The organism is Microcoleus sp. B3-A4, from assembly GCF_036705385.1.
In the GTDB taxonomy this organism is placed as follows: Bacteria; Cyanobacteriota; Cyanobacteriia; order Cyanobacteriales; family Microcoleaceae; genus Microcoleus.
Genome location: NZ_JAUBUI010000003.1, coordinates 97,646 through 116,189, shown reverse-complemented (window position 1 = coordinate 116,189; position 18,544 = coordinate 97,646). Strand labels below are relative to the sequence as shown.

The 18,544-nt window shown below is 45.4% G+C and carries 11 protein-coding genes; 5 read left to right on the top strand and 6 right to left on the bottom strand.

Annotated features, from left to right (window positions below; all coding sequences use genetic code 11):
* Nucleotides 1–460: 460 nt before the first annotated feature.
* The 3 genes from QUB33_RS02845 (at nt 461) to QUB33_RS02835 (ending at nt 12,833) form a co-directional block, all read left to right on the top strand.
* Entirely contained in the window at nt 461–5,332 is a 4,872-nt protein-coding gene (locus QUB33_RS02845; protein WP_333346950.1) for a CHAT domain-containing protein, read from the top strand.
* 579 nt (nt 5,333–5,911) lie between these two features.
* Nucleotides 5,912–11,257 carry an ATP-binding sensor histidine kinase gene (locus QUB33_RS02840; RefSeq protein ID WP_333346949.1) on the top strand — a complete coding sequence of 1,782 codons (5,346 nt, stop codon included), beginning with the start codon at nt 5,912–5,914 and terminating at the stop codon, nt 11,255–11,257.
* 43 nt (nt 11,258–11,300) lie between these two features.
* Complete coding sequence (locus QUB33_RS02835; protein WP_333346946.1) at nt 11,301–12,833, top strand: ATP-binding protein; 1,533 nt, start codon at nt 11,301–11,303, stop codon at nt 12,831–12,833.
* Nucleotides 12,834–13,457: 624 nt separating this feature from the next.
* Here the strand turns inward: QUB33_RS02835 and QUB33_RS02825 are convergent.
* Both QUB33_RS02825 and QUB33_RS02820 read right to left on the bottom strand, forming a co-directional pair.
* Complete coding sequence (locus QUB33_RS02825; protein WP_333346943.1) at nt 13,458–14,150, bottom strand: hypothetical protein; 693 nt, start codon at nt 14,148–14,150, stop codon at nt 13,458–13,460.
* A 28-nt stretch (nt 14,151–14,178) separates the two neighbouring features.
* A complete protein-coding gene (locus QUB33_RS02820) occupies nt 14,179–15,564 on the bottom strand; it encodes an ATP-binding protein (protein WP_333346940.1) in 1,386 nt (461 codons plus the stop codon).
* Nucleotides 15,565–15,685: 121 nt separating this feature from the next.
* Between QUB33_RS02820 and QUB33_RS02815 the strand changes: the two genes are divergently transcribed.
* Nucleotides 15,686–15,853: a hypothetical protein gene (locus QUB33_RS02815; protein WP_333346937.1), complete on the top strand. Its 168-nt coding sequence runs from the start codon at nt 15,686–15,688 to the stop codon at nt 15,851–15,853.
* Nucleotides 15,854–15,959: 106 nt separating this feature from the next.
* Nucleotides 15,960–16,283 (top strand): DUF3155 domain-containing protein, encoded by a 324-nt coding sequence (locus tag QUB33_RS02810; RefSeq protein WP_006635576.1) that lies wholly within the window; start codon nt 15,960–15,962, stop codon nt 16,281–16,283.
* A 352-nt stretch (nt 16,284–16,635) separates the two neighbouring features.
* Here the strand turns inward: QUB33_RS02810 and QUB33_RS02805 are convergent, their stop codons facing one another.
* The 4 genes from QUB33_RS02805 to QUB33_RS02790 all read right to left on the bottom strand — a co-directional run bounded on the left by QUB33_RS02805 (nt 16,636) and on the right by QUB33_RS02790 (nt 18,429).
* A complete protein-coding gene (locus QUB33_RS02805; RefSeq protein ID WP_333346933.1) occupies nt 16,636–17,169 on the bottom strand; it encodes a cofactor assembly of complex C subunit B in 534 nt (177 codons plus the stop codon).
* Between the two features lie 174 nt (nt 17,170–17,343).
* Complete coding sequence (locus tag QUB33_RS02800; protein ID WP_333346930.1) at nt 17,344–17,475, bottom strand: hypothetical protein; 132 nt, start codon at nt 17,473–17,475, stop codon at nt 17,344–17,346.
* Between the two features lie 15 nt (nt 17,476–17,490).
* Complete coding sequence (locus QUB33_RS02795) at nt 17,491–17,883, bottom strand: PadR family transcriptional regulator (protein WP_190657761.1); 393 nt, start codon at nt 17,881–17,883, stop codon at nt 17,491–17,493.
* 342 nt (nt 17,884–18,225) lie between these two features.
* Entirely contained in the window at nt 18,226–18,429 is a 204-nt protein-coding gene (locus tag QUB33_RS02790; protein WP_190657763.1) for a DUF751 family protein, read from the bottom strand.
* Nucleotides 18,430–18,544: the final 115 nt, after the last annotated feature.

The window sequence follows — 18,544 nt, the reverse complement described above, 5'->3', positions numbered from 1 at the left end:
GGACTCTGGGGGGATTTTGTCAATACACTGGCGACAGATAAATACCAAATTTGCGTTAAATTTCCGACATTCTGGCAACGGGTGGTTTTGGAGTGCGATCGACCCCCGGCGGTGGCGGTGTGCGATCGACCTTTTTAAGTTTATTGGCACTTTGGCGGAACATTACAGCTCAAAAAAAATCACAACGAGAAGAGATTAGAATTAGTAATGGAGAATTGGTAATCGGGAATTGGTAATTGGTAATGGGAAAGTGGCTTTTCCTTGTTTGCTGGGACTAATGACTAATGACTAAGTAGGTGGTTACAAATAAACATTACATGGGAGGGTGGGTGAGTGCAGCAATAAACTGCTTACAAGTAAAGATACTGGCTCCACCCGCCCCGCCAAGATATTCTTGCTTTTTTGTGCCGATCTACTTAATGACTAATGAATAATGACTAATGACTAATAGCTTCCTCCAATGACCTATTTTCGTTCTGCTCTAATTTTGACATTAGGTTTTGGGCTGCTACCGCTAGCAGTGCGATCGCAACCTGTAGTTCCTGCGACTGACGGCACGAATACTGTTGTTAAGTCCGAGCAAAATCGCACAGACATTAGCGGCGGGCAACTGTCAGGAAACGGGGCCAATCTTTTTCACAGCTTCAGCCAATTTAATCTCAGCGAAGGTCAAATAGCTAATTTTTTAACTAATCCAAATATTCAAAATATTTTAGGGCGGATTTCCGGCGACAATGTTTCCATAATTAACGGTCTGATTTCTGTAAGCGGTGGCAACTCAAATTTATTCTTAATGAATCCGGCGGGAATTATCTTCGGTCAAAATGCTAGATTAAACGTGCCGGGGTCTTTTTTTGCGACAACTGCTACAGGTATTGGTTTCGGCGATCGCTGGTTCAGTTCTGCCGGAATTAATGATTACAAAGCTTTACTGGGAAATCCCAATCAATTTAATTTTAATAATTCACAAGTGGGTGCAATTGTCAATGCGGGTAACTTGGCAGTTGGCAGCGGGCAAAGTTTAACTTTGCTCGGTGGCACCGTGATTAATACAGGACAATTATCCGCTCCCAACGGTCAAATTACTGTGGCTGCTGTTCAGGGAGAAAATGCAGTCCGTATCAGTCAAGTTGGCAATTTATTAAGTTTAGAAATTACTCCGTCTTTGCCGTCAGAAAACTCGGCGGTCGCCCCGGTTTCTTTGCCTCAGTTGCTAACGGGTCCCGGCGTAGCGTCAGCCACAGGTTTAACGACTAACGAACAAGGTCAATTGGTACTGACTGGCGGCCAAACAGTGTCGGCAGTTCCGGGAAGTGCGATCGTCTCGGGTTCTTTAAATGTATTTGCTCCTTCTGGGAATGCTGGCGGCACAGTCAATATTTTAGGGGAAAAAGTTGGACTCTTCGGCGCAAATATCGATGCTTCCGGGACGAACGGCGGAGGTACTGTGCGCGTCGGAGGCGGTTTCCGGGGGATGGAACCGGTGCCGAACGCACTGGTAACTTATGTTAGTCCTGATTCTACGATCGCAGCAAACGCGATCGACCGTGGCAACGGCGGCACTGCGGTAATTTGGTCAGACAATACAACTCGCTTCTTCGGCAATATTAGTGCTCGCGGGGGCATCGCCGCAGGTAACGGCGGACAAGTAGAAGTTTCCGGCAAAAATGCTTTAACTTTCCAAGGACGGGTCGATACCCGCGCGACTAACGGTGCGATCGGCAATTTGTTCCTCGATCCGGCAAATATTACGATCGTCAGCGGTAACGGCGACACTAGCGGGGGCTCGACTGGCGGGGAACTCGAATCGGCACCAGAACCCAATGAAACATCGATCTCAGAAGTACAGTTGGAAGAGATGGCCGCCGGCAGCAACGTGGTTCTAGATACCCCGGGCTACATCACCCTCCAAGACTTGCCCGATAACAAGCTTTCGCTGCAAGCGAGAACGGGAGACACCGTAACTTTTAGATCGGGCGGAGTGTTTTTTGTCAATGACCCCAAGGATGTAATCGAGACTCAAGGTGGCAACATCAACTTTTTTGCCAGCAGCATCTCTCTGGGCGGACTCAATGCTAACGGCGGCAATATCGCTATCACTGCTAACGGCATTGACTTCAGAGGCGGCAGCAATTCTGTCAGCAGTGCGGGGGGAACAATTCGCTTGCAACCCAACGATAGCCGAGCAATTCGGATCGGTGGCACCGGCGATATTTTGGGCATTTTAGACTTGACGGCAACGGATCTCGGCGCTTTGGCGGGGGGTTTCGGCTCGATCGCGATCGGGCGCGAAAACGGTAGCAGCTCGATCGCGATCGTCGCACCTATTACCTTCAACAGCCCGCTGACACTTCAAGGCAGCTCAATCAGGATCGACAATCCCCTGAGAACAAGCGGCAGCACTAGCTTGACTCTCGACGCGCCCAAAACCGATCTCAACGCCAACATTGCGACATCCGGCGGCGATCTCACTTTTACAGGAAACGCCTCCCTCAATGCTGACGTGGCTTTGAGCACGGAAGCTACGGGCAACATTCTGTTCTCCGGTAGCCTAGACGGATCTCGCGCCCTGAGACTAGACGCTCAGCGAGTGCTGTTCGGCGCTACAGTCGGTCAAGCTGCACCGCTGGCGAGTTTGACTGTCAACGCTGGCAGTACCGGGGTATCGGGCAATATTGCGACATCTGGCGACATGACTTTCAACGGTGCCGTCACAGTCGATCGCAGTGCCGCCCTAACCACCACTACCGGCAATATTGCTTTTGCCAATACCCTCGACAGCACGCCGGGCCGGGCTAATAATTTGACGCTGCGCGCTGGCGGCAACATTACTTTTGACGGCCTAGTCGGTCAAACTCAGAGGTTGGGCCAGCTCTCGGCCGACGCTGCTAGCGTGACGGCTGCTTCCACAATTACAGCGCGCAGTTTGAGCGTTAACGCCCGAGATTCTGTTAGCTTCGGGGGGGACAGCACGGCCGCTTTGGGAGCCGATATCAAGGCAGAAAATGTCCTCCTAGAGGGTAATTTAAGGACGGGTGGCGGCAGCGTGAATCTGCAAGGAAGCGGCGAGGTTCGGACTGGTAATATTACCTCGAACGGGGGGAGGATTCGGGTTGAGGGAAATACTGTTGCTGCGGGTGCGATCGACTCGTCATCGGCGGGCACAGGAGGCGCGATCGCTCTCCAAACCAATGCTGGGCCTTTAACTGCGGGAGCTTTGAACGCTTCGGGGGCGATCGGCGGAAATATTGATGTCACCTCGAAAGCGGGTATTTCGGCTCTAGATATCAACTCCAGCGGCACTTCAAACGGCAACGGCGGAGGCGTTTCCCTGAACGCGACTGATAACATTCAGTTGGGCTTTATCAATGCTCAAGGTGGCCCTGGTGGCGCTGGTGGCCGCGTTGATGTGACAACCCTCGGTTTGTTTCGCTCGAACAATGTTTTCAATGATATATCGGGCAATTCTTCGAGTATTTCTACTGCCGGAGGTGCGGGGGCGGGGAGGATCGCAATTCGCCACGGAGGCGGTATCGATCGACCGTTTGTAGTTGGGGGCGCGATCGACAATGGAACCCTGGGAAGCATTAATGCTGGCGCGGGAAACGCCATTTTGCCCACTTTTTCTTTTAGACAAACTTACACGCAAGGAAGTTTACCAAATCAGATTTCCCTAGTTACGCCGGGCCCGCCCTCTGCTCCTGCACCAATTCCCTCACCAATTCCTGCACCAATTCCCGCACCAATTCCCGCACCAATTCCCGCACCAATTCCCACACCGCCTGTAGTGCCAGTAGTCCCCGTAAATCCTGATCCGGCGCTGTCACTTCCTGCATCCGTGCAAGTAGAATTGCGATCGCAAAGTCGATACAAAACTCCCGAAAATAGCCAGGATATTTTCGCTCCTTCTCGCCGGCTAGATTCGGCAGGTTCGGGAGTTTTAGCATTTGAGGAAATCTTTACTCGCGAGTACGAAAAATATCTGGACTTGCCCGCCAGAAGACCGATTAGTAATATGTCGGTAATTTACGAAACTCTTCGCAAAAATGAACAAATTACCGGGATAAAATCGGCCATTATTTATATGAATTGGGTCAGCAGAGCGGATGCAGGTGCCGCCAAAGAAAATGGTTCGGTGCTGGTAGCCAGTCAGGATTTATCTAATCTACTGCCTGTGAGAAAAAACCTCGCATCCCAGCCTCCTCATCCGTTAGAATATAAGTTGACCCAGAGGCTGCTGCCGGATGGCAAAGAAGTTTCCGATGTTCCTAATGGGGAGCTTTTAGAATTAGTGTTAGTAACAGCTAACGCTCAACCGCAGCGCGTTTTAATTCCGGCGACAACGCGCTGGCAGGTGTTGCAACTAGCCGACGCCCTGCAAAGCGAAATAACTAATCCCCGAAAAAGAGGCAGCCTTAGTTATTTGGATACGGCGCAAAAACTTTATCAGTGGTTAATTGCGCCAGTTGCTGCTGAATTGACAGCTTTAAAGATTGACAATTTAATTGTAATTCCGGCAGCAGGTTTGCGGAGCGTGCCGTTTGCGGCCCTTCACGACGGCAAAGGCTTTTTAGTTGAGAAATACAGCATTAGCGTGATGCCGAGTCTGAGTTTAACTGATATCGCCTACGACAATATTGCGGATGATGAAATTTTGGCAATGGGGGCGTCGGTATTTGAAGATAAAGCGCCATTACCAGCGGTACCGGTGGAGTTAGAGTCGATCGCGCCGCCCGATCGCGGAAAATCATTTTTGAATCAAGATTTTACTCTCGGAAATTTGCAAGCTCAGCGGGTAAATCGGCCTTTTGGTATCATTCACTTAGCAACTCACAGCGAATTCCAGCCCGGGGAGCCGAAAAATTCTTACATTCAGTTGTGGGATACTAAATTGCGCCTGGATCAAATGCGGCAGTTGCGGTGGAATGAACCGCCGGTGAATCTGTTAGTTTTAAGCGCGTGCAGTACCGCTTTGGGCGACGAAGAGGCCGAGTTGGGGTTTGCGGGTTTGGCGGTAGCTAGCGGTGCTAAATCGGCTTTGGCGAGTTTGTGGGAAGTCAGCGATGAGGGGACTTTGGGGCTGATGACGGAGTTTTACCGGCAGTTGCGAACCCCCAGACGCGGTGGCAATTTGATGATTAAAGCGGAGGCTTTGCGGCGGGCGCAATTGGAGATGCTGCAGGGGCGCGTGCGGATTCAAGACGGGATGCTGCGAGTCGATGGGCTTTCTATGAGTCTAATTTTGCCTCCGGAAATTGCGGCGCGGGGCGATCGAGTGCTTTTGCATCCTTATTATTGGGCCGCCTTTACAATGATTGGCAATCCTTGGTAATGGAGATTTCCCACAAGTCTTACCGAAGTTATTAGGGTGGTGTGATGAAATCCCTTGATTCGTTAATTGCCCGAAAACCTATACCATTGATATCAAATCCGTTAGCATCGGAATAGTAAATTCGAGTTTACTGTTCACTGTCAGCAGTAAACAGTGAACATCATTCCGCTGTAACCGGAAATGATAGGACATACATTTTTAGGCATTCGGGTTTCACAGTCTCGCTGGAACAAGGCGTGGGACTCATCATCAGCGATAAATTGACGATCGCATTTGACAAAAATGTGGTTCTGTTTTCCTTTTTCCTTAGTGTTTTTACGGATATGGGTTAATTTGCACTCGCTTTCATTGCATGGTGATTCCACTTATTCATACTATAATTATGCAACCGAGCGCTCAGACTCCTAACATAAATATTTATTTGTAGTTTTTTGAAGAAATGTAAAAAATAATATTGTTTAGTTAAAATTTAAATTTTGCTTAAAGTGCAGGCTAGTCTTTATATTAGAGGATACATCTACTTACAAATTGAGAATTGCTAAAAAAAATGTGTATTAATTATTAAAAGAGGCTGCAAAGATGATTAACTTAGCCGGGTACGAAATTACTAACCAAATTCATGAAAGTAACAATTCTTTAGTTTATCGAGGAGTGAGAAAGCAAGACAACCAACCAGTCATTCTCAAATTTCTCAAGCAAGATTATCCGATGCCAGCTTCGTTAGTCCGATACAAGCAGGAATACGAAATTACACGCAATCTCAACCTAGAAACTGTACCTAAAACCTACAGCTTAGAAAAATACCAGAACAGTTTGGCGATCATTTTCGAGGATAGTGGTGGAGAATCATTAAAGCTGTGGTTGGCTTATCAAAAACTTACCTTAGAAGAGTTTTTGTCAACCGCTATTAAAATAACCCGAGCTTTAGGTCAAATTCATCAACATAACATTATTCATAAAGATATCAACCCCAGCAATATTATTATTAACTCGACAACAGGGCTAGTCCAAATCATAGATTTTGGCATCTCTACTGTTTTAACTCGTGAGAATCCTACCCTAAAAAATCCTAATGTTTTAGAAGGCACTCTGAGCTATATATCGCCGGAACAAACAGGCAGAATGAACCGAGCGATCGACTACCGCACTGATTTTTACTCATTAGGGGTCACTTTTTACGAACTGCTAACAGGGCAACTGCCATGGGATTACAACGATGCAATGGAATTAGTGCACTGTCATATTGCTAAACAAGCAGTACCGCCCCATGAAATCAATCCAGGAATAGGAATTCCTAAAACCGTTTCTAATATAGTAATGAAGCTGTTAGAAAAAACTGCTGAAAAAAGATACCAAAGTGCTTGGGGAATCATCGCAGATTTAGAAGAATGCCGAGAACAAATACAGGCTAAAGGAACGATTGCTGATTTTGATCTCGCCCAAAAAGATATTACGGATAAATTTCAAATTCCCCAAAAACTATATGGGAGAGAAAAAGAACTAGAAACCTTGCTAGCCGCGTTTAATCGCGTTAGCAATGGCACGAAAGAAATTATGTTAGTGTCGGGTTATTCTGGAATTGGTAAATCCGCCTTAGTGCAAGAAGTTTATAAGCCGATAACTAAAGCAAGGGGTTATTTTATTGCCGGAAAGTTCGATCAATTTCAACGCAATATTCCTTACTCAGCTATTGTCAAAGCCTTTCAGTCCTTAGTCAAGCAACTGTTAACTGAAAGCGAAATCCAACTCAATAGCTGGAAAGAAAAACTTTTAGCGGCTTTTGGTGATAACGGTCAAATAATTATAGATGTCATTCCCGACGTAGAACTCATCGTTGGCAAACAGCCACCAGTCCAAGAATTAGGGGCTACGGAAGCGCAAAACCGTTTTAATTTAGTCTTTCAAAAATTCATCCGGATCTGTGGATCTGTGGAGCATCCCTTAGTCATTTTTCTGGACGATTTGCAATGGGCTGACTCCGCTACTCTGAAACTGCTGCAAGTAATGATGGCAGATGAGGAAACAAAATATTTATTTCTAATGGGTGCTTATCGAGATAACGAAGTGAGCCCCACACATCCCCTGATAATGACTTTGGAGGGGCTGCAAAAGCAAGAGGCTACTATTAACCAAATTACCTTAACTCCCTTAGAAATCGGACATATTGCTAACTTGATAGCTGATACTGTGCGTAGGGATAGAGGATCAGTCATGCCCCTAGCTGAGTTAGTCGTCGGTAAAACTCAAGGCAATCCTTTTTTTGTCAATCAGTTTCTCAGAACTCTCTATGAAGAAACCCTCCTGAATTTCAATTTAGTGAAAAGAAGCTGGGATTGGAATATTTCACAAATCGAAGCAGTAGGGATTACCGATAACGTTGTTGAGTTGATGGTCGGTAAATTGAGAAAAATGCCAGATTTAACTCAGCAGGTTTTACGGTTAGCCGCTTGTGTGGGCAATAGTTTTGACTTAAATACTCTCTCGATTGTCAACGAAAAATCTACCGCTGAAACCTTTCAACAGCTATTGCCAGCAATCCAAGATGGATTAATTTTAGCCACTTCTGAACTCGGCGTAACAGAAGAAGAAATCGTTAAATCTCATCTGGTCATTACTACTTATAAGTTTTTGCACGATCGCGTCCAACAAGCAGCTTATACTCTGATTGAGGAAAGTTCTAAAAAAACAGTTCACTTGCAAATTGGTCGCTTGCTGTGGCAAAATACCTCGCCAGAGAAACGAGCGGAAGAGATATTTGCGATCGTCGATCATTTGAATCTGGGAATTGAACTCATTAGTGATGAATCCGAACGAACTGAAATTGCAAAACTTAATTTAACTGCAGGTCAAAAAGCTAAAGCAGCAACGGCTCATGCTGCGGCTACCCAATATTTGCAAACAGGTTTGGGACTGCTAGCAAATTCTAGCTGGACTCATCATTACGAACTGACATTAGCACTACATACCGAAGCAGCAGAGGCAGCATTTCTCAGTGGTGACTTTGACCGGATGCAGAAATTAGCTGAGGTCGTGCAAAACTGTTCCAAAAACCTATTGGAAAAAATAAAAATCTATGAAGTCCAGATTCAAGCTTCCGTGTCGCAGAAAAAGCTACTAGAAGCCGTTAATACAGCATTAGAAGTTTTAAAGCTCTTAGGGGTGGAGTTTCCGTCTCAGCCAAACCCGTCAGATATTGGGCAAGCACTGGGGGAAACGGCGGCAATTTTGAACGGGAAGCGAATTGAGGATTTAAGTGACCTGCCTCAAATGACTGATCCCTATAAACTAGCAGCTATGAGACTTATATCAAGTATCTTTGCTCCTGCATACATTGCTGCTCCACAACTGTTGCTCTTGACGGTGTGCAAACAAGTAGATTTATCCGTCCAATATGGTAATGCTTCTGTTTCTCCCTTTGCTTATGCCAATTATGGTTTTCTTCTTTGTGGAATTGTGGAGGATATTAATTCGGGTTATCAGTTCGGTCAATTAGCTTTAAGTCTATTGTCAAAGTTGAATGCTCAAGAAATCAAAGCCAAGACCGTTGTCCATGTAAATATATTTACCCGACATTGGAAAGAGCATCTGAGAGAAACCTGCGATCCTTTAGTATCTGCTTACTATAGTGGAATAGAGACAGGAGATTTAGAATATGCAGGCTTTAGTCTAATACATTCCTCCTGTGCAGCTTACTATAGTGGCAAAGAACTGACTGTGCTGGACAGAGGGATAGCAATTAACAGAGATGCTATTTATAATGTCAAGCAAGAAATAGCGCTTAATTATATAGAAATAAATTGGCAAGCTATATTAAATTTGTTGGGAAAAAGCGAAAACTCTTGCATTCTCAAGGGTGAAGCCTGTGATGAGGAGCTGAAGTTGCCATTATACCAGCAGGCAAAGGACAAATCGGCAGTTGCATACATATATTTGAACAAAATTTACCTTTGTTATTTGTTTGAAAATTACTCAGAAGGCATTGAAAATACTGCTCTAGCAGAGAAGTGTTTAGATGCAATGGTAGGATTGCCCGTTATTCCTATCTTCCATTTTTACGATTCTTTGGTGCGGTTGGCCGTGTATTCTGATACTCCACAGTCAGAGCAACAGGGCATTCTTGACAGAGTACAAGCTAATCAAGAGAAAATGCAAAAATGGGCGCATCATGGGCCAATGAATTATTTGCATAAATTCTATTTAGTAGAGGCAGAACGGCATCGGGTTTTAGGGGAAAAAGTAGAGGCAATCGAAATGTACGACAAGGCTATTTCGCTTGCTAAAGAAAACGAATACATCAACGAAGAAGCACTCGCTTACGAACTGGCAGCCAAATTTTACTTGGCATGGGGCAAAGACACGATCGCCCAAGCTTATATGCAAAACGCTCATTATAGCTACCAACTGTGGGGCGCTATAGCTAAAGTTGAGGATTTAGAAAAGAAATATCCCCAATTCCTAGCTAGAACATCAGCCAAGACAACAACTCAAACAAAAGTTAACCGAACAACGAATAAGGCTACTACCACTAGCACTAATGTGGGAGATACACTAGATTTAGCCACAGTGATGAAAGCTTCTCAAGCGATTTCAGGTGAAATTGTTTTGAGCAAGCTGCTAGAAAGGTTGATGAAAATTGCGATCGAAAATGCAGGCGCCCAAAAAGGATTTTTAATTTTAGAAAAAGCGGGAAACTGGGCGATTGAGGCTGAAGGCTCGGTGAAGGAAGATGAAGTCAGCGTGCTGCGCTCGCTTCCCCTGAATGCAAAAGCTGATTCTGGGGAAACGCCAAAACTGGCAAGTGCGATCGCCAACTACGTCATCCGCACCCAGAAAAACGTGGTATTAAATAACGCCACCCAAGAAGGCCAATTTACCCGCGATCCTTATATTGCAGCCACCCAACCCAAATCAATTCTCTGCACGCCTCTACTGCACCAAGGCAAGCTGACAGGCATTCTTTACCTAGAAAACAACCTGAGCGAAGGAGCCTTTACCACAGATAGACTAGAACTGCTAAAATTGTTATCAGCCCAAATAGCCATTTCCATTGAAAATGCCCAACTCTACAATAACTTGCAAGAGTTCAATCAAAACTTAGAGCAATTAGTGAGCGATCGCACCCACGAATTATCCAACGCCTTAGATAACTTAAAAGCTACTCAAAGTAAGCTAGTCGAAGCCGAAAAAATGGCATCCCTGGGAGGATTAGTAGCAGGCGTCGCCCACGAAATTAATACTCCCATCGGCGTCGGCGTTACCGTTGCGTCAGCTTTAGCAGAACATACCACAGAATTTGCTTCTACTTATAACAGCGGCAAAATGAAGCGCTCCGAGCTCGAAGAATTTTTGGATATAGCCACCACTAGCAGCAACACCCTTCTAACCAATCTCAACCAAGCAGCAGCATTAGTTCGGAGCTTTAAAGAAGTAGCAGTCGATCGCTCCAGCGAAGAACGGCGAACCTTCAGGGTAAGAGATTATCTCGATGAAATTTTAATCCAATTAAAACCAAAATTGAGAAATAGCAAACATTCGATCGAAATTAAAGGAGACACCAAAATAGCCCTAGATTCTTATCCAGGTGCATTATCCCAAATTATCACAAACTTGCTGATGAACTCTCTGATTCACGCTTACGAACCGGGCGCCAGTGGAAAGCTAGCTTTTGATTGGCAGCAAGAGGGTTCTCGACTTAGATTGGAATATTCCGATGACGGTCAAGGCATTCCCCCAGAAAATTTAAGTAAAATTTTCGAGCCATTCTTTACTACAAAACGCGGTCAGGGTGGTAGCGGGTTGGGATTGCATATTGTCTACAATTTAGTTACCCAAAAACTTCTGGGTGAAATAGAATGTAAAAGTGAGGTGGGAGTCGGCACCAAATTTATTATTAAGCTACCCGTCCAAATAAATTCACAACCGTAGTTTCCTAAATCCCAACATCAGTAACAAAGAAAGGTAAGCAGCAATGGACAAGAGTATTTACGGCTTTTCAAATGAAATATCATCTGAAGAAGTGTTATTTGCGGATGAAGTTAACTCAGATGAAGAGTTATTTTTTGCCGATGAAGTATCAGAAGATACTCCCACAGAAAGCTGGAAAGTTTTGATTGTAGATGATGAAGCTCAAGTTCACACAGCTACCGATATAGCCTTAAGAAAGTTTGTTTATGAAAATAAATCATTAAAATTTATTAGTGCTTATTCCGCTAAGGAAGCTAAACAATTAATTCAAGAACATCCGGATGTGGCCATCATCCTGCTTGATGTAATCATGGAAACGGATGATGCTGGCTTAGAGTTTGTGAAATATGTCCGCCAAGTGTTAGGCAATCAGTTAGTGCGAATTATTTTACGCACGGGTCAACCCGGACAAGTTCCCGAAAAAAGTATTATTATCAATTACGATATAAATGACTATAAAACTAAAACAGAATTAACGACATCAAAGCTATACACTACAGTGCTAACAGCTTTGAGAAGTTTTTGTCTCGGTCATAAATTGCAGTCAGAAATAGAGCAGCGCGAACAAGTAGAGAAAGCACTGCGTATCAGTGAAGAAAAAGAACACCAAAAAGCTCTTGCCTTAGAGCATTTTGTGAAAGAACTGCAAGACACACAACTACAGCTAGTTCAAAGTGAAAAAATGTCGAGTCTCGGTCAATTAGTTGCAGGTGTCGCTCATGAAATTAACAATCCGGTTAACTTTATTTACGGCAATGTCTCCTATGCCAAAGATTATATTAAAGAACTCATCTATATGTTGAATCTCTACCAACGGCATTACCCGCAACCAAAAGCAGAAATTCTCAATGCAATAGAAGATGGAGAGTTGCAATTTATCATGGACGATTTGCCAAAGTTGCTTTCTTCCATGCAGTTAGGCATCGATCGCATTCGCCTTATTGTGCAGTCTCTACGAAATTTTTCGCGGTTGGATGAAACTGAAATCAAATCAGTAGATATCCACGAAGGGATTGATAGCAGTTTGATGATATTACAGCACCGACTAAAAGCTAGGGCAGAGCGCCCTGCTATTGATGTGATTAGAGAATATGGTGAATTGCCGCTTGTAACCTGTTATGCAGGTCAGCTCAACCAGGTGTTTATGAACCTTTTAGCGAATGCTATAGATGCTTTGGAAGAGCGGGTAAGTCAAGAAAAAGGTACAGTTTTTCAGCCCCAGATATTAATTCGGACTGAATTTTTACCGGGCACCTCAGAGGAAAACATTAGCCTTGATTCAGGCATTCGGGTAACAATTGCTGATAATGGCGCTGGCATGACTGAGAAAGTTCGTTCTAAACTTTTCACTCCCTTTTTTACTACTAAGCCAATAGGAAAAGGTACAGGGATGGGATTGTCAATCAGCAAAAAAATTCTGCTAGAAAAACACTGCGGTCAATTGGAGTGTATTTCTACGCCAGAGCAGGGAACGCAGTTTATTATTGAGATACCTACTATCTGTATAGCAACCCATCTCGGGGTAGCTATGGCCTAGAAAGCTCATCTGGCTGAATTGATCGTATAGCGATTTTCTGTTGCATGAAAACAGGGTAATTGTTAATTGCTAATTAATCTCAATTCTGAAAGACTGTTTTCGCGCAGCAAGTCCACCCCTTCAAAAGTCGGGCTAGGCGCTGTGGCTAAAGCCACCTTCTTCTAACTTAATTTTGTTGGTTTCCAATATATTTTTTAACAATCTCTTCCGAGACCTTACCAACTGTGCCGTAAAAATACAGCATATTCCATGTATATGTAGTACACTGCATTCCGTAGATAAGCGGAAAAAATGAAACTTTATGCGATCGAGTTTCGTAAAAAAATAGTTAAAGCCTATGAACCCGGTGATACATCAATTAGGGCGCTGCTGAATTGTTGAGCGCGTAAATACAAGATTAACACATCCTGATAGCTCGTTTGACAGGAAAAACTTTTTGTTATTCTACATCACGCAACAAGTTGCTAAGACATTCCCTTCGACTATTAATTCACTATCTAAAGTTTGCTCATCTTCCGATGCCATATCAAAATCAAAGAAATTATTTGCATCGTATGCGATCGCCGGCGTTGCTTAGTGATACCCTAATTCATAAAGGACTTTTTTGTAATATCATCGACGCGCTCAACGATTTTCGCTTTGCTGGAAATGCCGCCAAACTTCATGATGACAGACGTACCAAAAATACAGGGCCAAATTCAGAAGAGCTAATAATTTAGTGCCATCTTCCAGCATAGCGTGTACTCCTTGGCTTGGTAAGTTTAACATATCGCCAAACCGGGAGATCGCGAACAAGATAAATGCTGCGACTAATGGCAGGTAAGGAGTGGTTTTGATGTATCGCCCAAACTTAACTCCGTAAAGCAAAACAGCACTACCATAACACAAATAAATTAATTTCTTAGATATTCCCAACCGAGAAATAATCAAAGTCATCCGAAACCTGTCATCCAGGAAAAAGAATCCGAGTAGTAAAGCACTAAAAAATAAGAAGAGCGGCGATCGACTGCGCGGATTTTTCTGGCGCAGCACTCCGAAAGTAAATGCACAAATTGCGACTGGGGTACACCAGAGGATTTCGGAAACTCCGGTTAGAATGCCTTCGTAAGGGAACCAGAAATTAAAAGGATCGCTAAACAGGCGTTCAACTGCGTCTCCCTGCTTGTTGAGTTTTGCGTATACGCTCAGCCCACCCAAAACCAGAACAGTCAGAATGTTAAAAGCAGTTAAAAACCTTACACTAAAAAAGTGTTTTTTCAAAACTTCTAAAGAATTTGATAACTTGGGAAGTTTATCGAATAAATGCAGATGCTTCATAAAAAATGTCTCTAATCAATAGGGAGCGTTACTTATTCACGGGTAGCCAAACCACAAATGTAGTGCCACGCTCCGTTGGATATAATAAATTAGTTTCTGCTGAGGGCAGCCATTCAGGATTGACTGGGGAAAATACTTCTATTTCTCCTTGCATTTGACGGACTAAATCGCGGGCGATCGCCAAGCCCAATCCTGTCCCAGGAATTTCGGTCTGCGCTTTTTCTCCCCGGTAGTGCCGCTCAAATAAATGCTCTAAATCCTGGGGGGGAATGCCGGAACCAGTGTCGCTGACTGCAACTGCTATGGCAGGCAGTTGGCTGTATCCGGCCCGATCGCCATCCGCTGCTTTGTACCTTACTTTAATATAAATTTGGTGGCCGGCAGGGGTATATTTCAAAGCATTGTCAATTAAATTGCTCAAAACCTCGCGCAAAGCTCGATCGTTCGCCCGGACAGGTGGCAAATCCGCCTCCAGGTCGGCTACCAATTTCAGATTCCTTTCAGATGCGATCGCTTCGGCGGAAATTAACAGCGGTTTTAAGACTTCTGCCACAAAACAGGATTCCTGCAAATTGGCAGCAGGTGACAGGGACAGAGGAGAATGCCGCATTGATTCCACATTGGAGATTGCTTTTTCTGAAGTACCAGATCGCAGTTTTAGGTGTGCTTCGCCGGTGTCAACGGTTCGATCGAACTGGCCGAGCAACTCTTGCAGCCGATCGCTCTCTCGGACAATACTAAAAGCCACATTGCGGTTTTTGTCTTCCGGTACCAGCCGCCGCGTTAACAGCTTGCCAAAAGTTCGCAACGCTGTCAGCGGACTTTTGAACTGGTGCAGCAAATTGTGCATCGTGTCGTAAACCTGAGCCTGGATTTGCCGACTCGTACCCAATTCCTGCTGCATCCACTGCGATCGCTGGTCTAAAATGCAGGCTAGGGCTAAGGTACGAGCAATTTGTTGTATCTGAGCCTCTTCTCGCTCGTTCCAAGGCCTGTCTTGCCGACCTGTGACTAGGAGTCCCATTACAGCTCCCTCGTGTATCAGAGGCGTCACAATTTGCCTCCGCTGCTGCCACACATTCTCCGGGCCTTGGCACTGATTGGAACTGCGCTCCTCATCCGGAAGGCGCTCTGGTGCGATCGCCCCTACCGTTGATTCCTCCGCCCGAAGAGGCGGCGCCAGCAGTCGCGGTACCGGTTTGACTGTCGAGCTTTCGGAAGATTGCAACCTCAACCCCTGATTTTCTTCCGATTCGGCCGAGGTTTCTGGGTAAACTGCGATCGGCACCAACTTTGCTTCGCTGCCTTCTACCAACTCTTGTGTCAGGTATACCGCGCTGAATTTCGCTCCCAAACTAACGGCGATGGCCACCTGCGAGCGGCAAAGTTTGACAAATTCTGAACTGGCTGGCATTAACATGAGCGCCACATTAAGATATCTAACGGAATTCTAAGTAAATTACAAACGATCGGCTACCGATTACTGATGAGAGACTTTTAGATTTCAGGTTTCTTCCCTTTGATAGGAGCCACCTATGTTGAAGGCATGGGGCTTTCATGAACCAAAATTGCCCCGCATCCGGGTCCGCGTAGTTTCCACCGATCCCCAAGCTTGGCTCTTGCCGGAAGTTGCGGCCCACCATACCACAACCGCTACACTTTTGTGGCTGGGCAGGAATGTTAAGATTATGTCGATATATTAAAAACAGTTGAAATTTTGAGCTAGAACGGATATACTGGCCTCGGATTTGGTAGCTATCATTACAACCTGTCTGCTCATACTGTCTGCTCACAGAGGAGGTAAAGAAATTGGCCAGGAGACGCAAACGCAAGAGTCGCCGCCGACAAGAAGGACGCAGAATTTTAGAGTGTGTGCCTCAATATAGCATCGAGAGCGGCGAAGATAAACCCGTAACAGCGGCTCGCAAGTTCATCCATGCAGAAGGCATTGCTCCCCCAGCTTTGCTGTTAGTCAAGCGTAACGAGCATACCACTGACAGATACTTCTGGGCTGAAAAAGGTTTATTTGGAGCCCAATACGTAGAAGAGAACCATTTCTTGTTTCCCAGCTTAAAGGTGATGTTGGAAGCTACCACAGAAAAAATTCCTGTGGTGTCAGCCAGCCGCGCATAGCTCAAAATGTTTAGCTCAAAACATTGACAGCAATGTTTTTCTAAGTCTTTTAACAAAAGCGCGAGAGTTCTCATTGTCTGGAGAGTGCCAACTGAAATTTATGCGAAAAGTCCTTAGGAATTAGGGTATAAGGAGCCGTCGCAAAAGGCTCGATCGCAGCCCAAGGGCGATCGCCACAATTGGCACTTTCACGATAATGGTTTTTTTTACTGTTTGGTCGATCGAACAAGTGGATCAAAAAAACAGCTACTGGTTTATCAACGAGAGAGCCGCTCTTGTTGAGTCATCGGTTCGTCAGCTCGAAGTCTAACTACGGCATCTAGCATATCAAAAAACGTTCCGCGTCAAACTTTTAATCGAGCGGTTTCAAATCTAAAGCTTTTTGCATTGCTGCTAGTTCATCGCGGTGAGCTCTGACAGTAACAAAGCTCTTGGCTTGGCTTCCAGACTCAGCAACTGATTCGAGTTTGAGGGAGACTTGCTCAGAGCGTCCAGCTTTTTTCCAGTAAAATACCCCCGCCAGCGGGGACAGCAGTACCAAAGCTAGGAAAATTTGACCCTGTTGGGGAACTAGCATTCCCAAAACCAGCCCCAAGCACAGAGCGCCACCTGCACTCAGCAGAGTTAGAAAAATAGCTAGAAACCAACTCGGCCGCACAAAACCCTCAAACGTGACTTTATAGTTGGGGGCATCGACGGCTGCAACTCGGTAAGCTCTATCGGCAAAATACTGTTGTAAGTCGGCTAACAGTAACTCTTGGGCGCTCTCGGAAGCCAGCTTGACTTGTTCGATTCGATCTTTGACTGAAGCCTTGATGAAGAAAAACAAGCCAACAGCCAGCAGTAGCGTTAGCACAAATGTTGAAGGAAGAACAGCAGTATCCATCGGTAGAAGTTTTTGTAATTGAAATTCTCTACTATTACTTTACAGAACTTGACATACGAAAGCGATCGAGGACTTACGCAGACACTTTGTTATCAAAATTCGCAGAAAGCTTCTTCTGCAAGGCGTTGTGCTCTCCATTACCCAATTCCCATATCTCCCCATCGTCGCTAATTCTCAAGTGACAATGCGTAAGTCCTGACGTAGTGTAGCTGCTTTAATCGCTGTCCGGCAGGCGATCGAGCAAAGCGAAGGCAAGGAAGGCAAATCGCTTTGCAAGTAGCGCCAGCTTCTCTTGGGTTTAGGCATCCGATTCAAACTCGGTTAACCCGTCTGACCAGTTTCTAAGGCGCGGGAACGACGATCTGACGCGCCGTTTCCCTGACCGATGTACTCATGCCAGAGACGAGCTAGGTCTTGAGCTTGGTGCCGCCACTCCGGGAGGATTTGATACATCCGGCGGGGGCGGCCGCGTCCTTCTACTTTTTTCCAGTAACCCGTGATTACGCCTTCATCTTCGAGGAATTTCAGAGCGCTGTAAAGAACGGTATCAGAAAGTCGGTAGATGGGGAATTCCCTCTCTAGTTGGCCAATCAGTTCTGTACCGTAGGAATCTCCGCGCAATAACACGGAGAGAATGTAGCACACAGCTAATTCCTTGTTTAGATAAACAGGAGGGGGGTCTTGAAAAAATTGATAGATATGTTCAAACTTCATCTGTCTTGTCCGCTGGAAACTCTCGTGATACCGTCAGGTTAACGGGAGAGGAAAGCGGGGCGGGGGATGCCGCTTCCTAAGGATTAAGTGGGACATCGGGGAAACAGAGGTGCAGTATTTCCCCAGTGAATGTTGATGGCCGCAAAGGCTTGTCCTGCACTTTGGTAATGTTTGCCTGCCCCTTGGTTGAGGAGCACTGCGGTAACTAGCGCAATTTTTTCCTCTTCCAATCTATCGCAGCGACTCTTGTCAAGTGTGCGATCGCCTGCAAGAGTTGGCAGTTACTTTGGAAGTTAGTGTTTTAACTGAATTTGCGGTTGATGTTGGCGCTCTAGCTTGGCTTTAAACCGAACTCAGGCCTAACATAGCCCGCAGTGTAAAAGTTAGAAAGACAAAAGTCGCTACAATCGAACTAATCAGGGCGATCGCAGTTGCCGGTCGATCGAGCAGGGGTTTAAGTCGCTCGAACAGGAAAAAGAAAATTCCCAGACATATCGTGATGAAAAAGCGCGGGTAGCGAGAGACGTTATTAATAAAATCTTGCATGAGCTTGGTGGGGTAAAGTGTCACAGCACCATCTTTGACTGGTAACACTTGTGAGCGAGTTAGACAATTTTGGCACAGCCGAAGCTAAATCTGCCGATCGGGCGATCGGGCATTT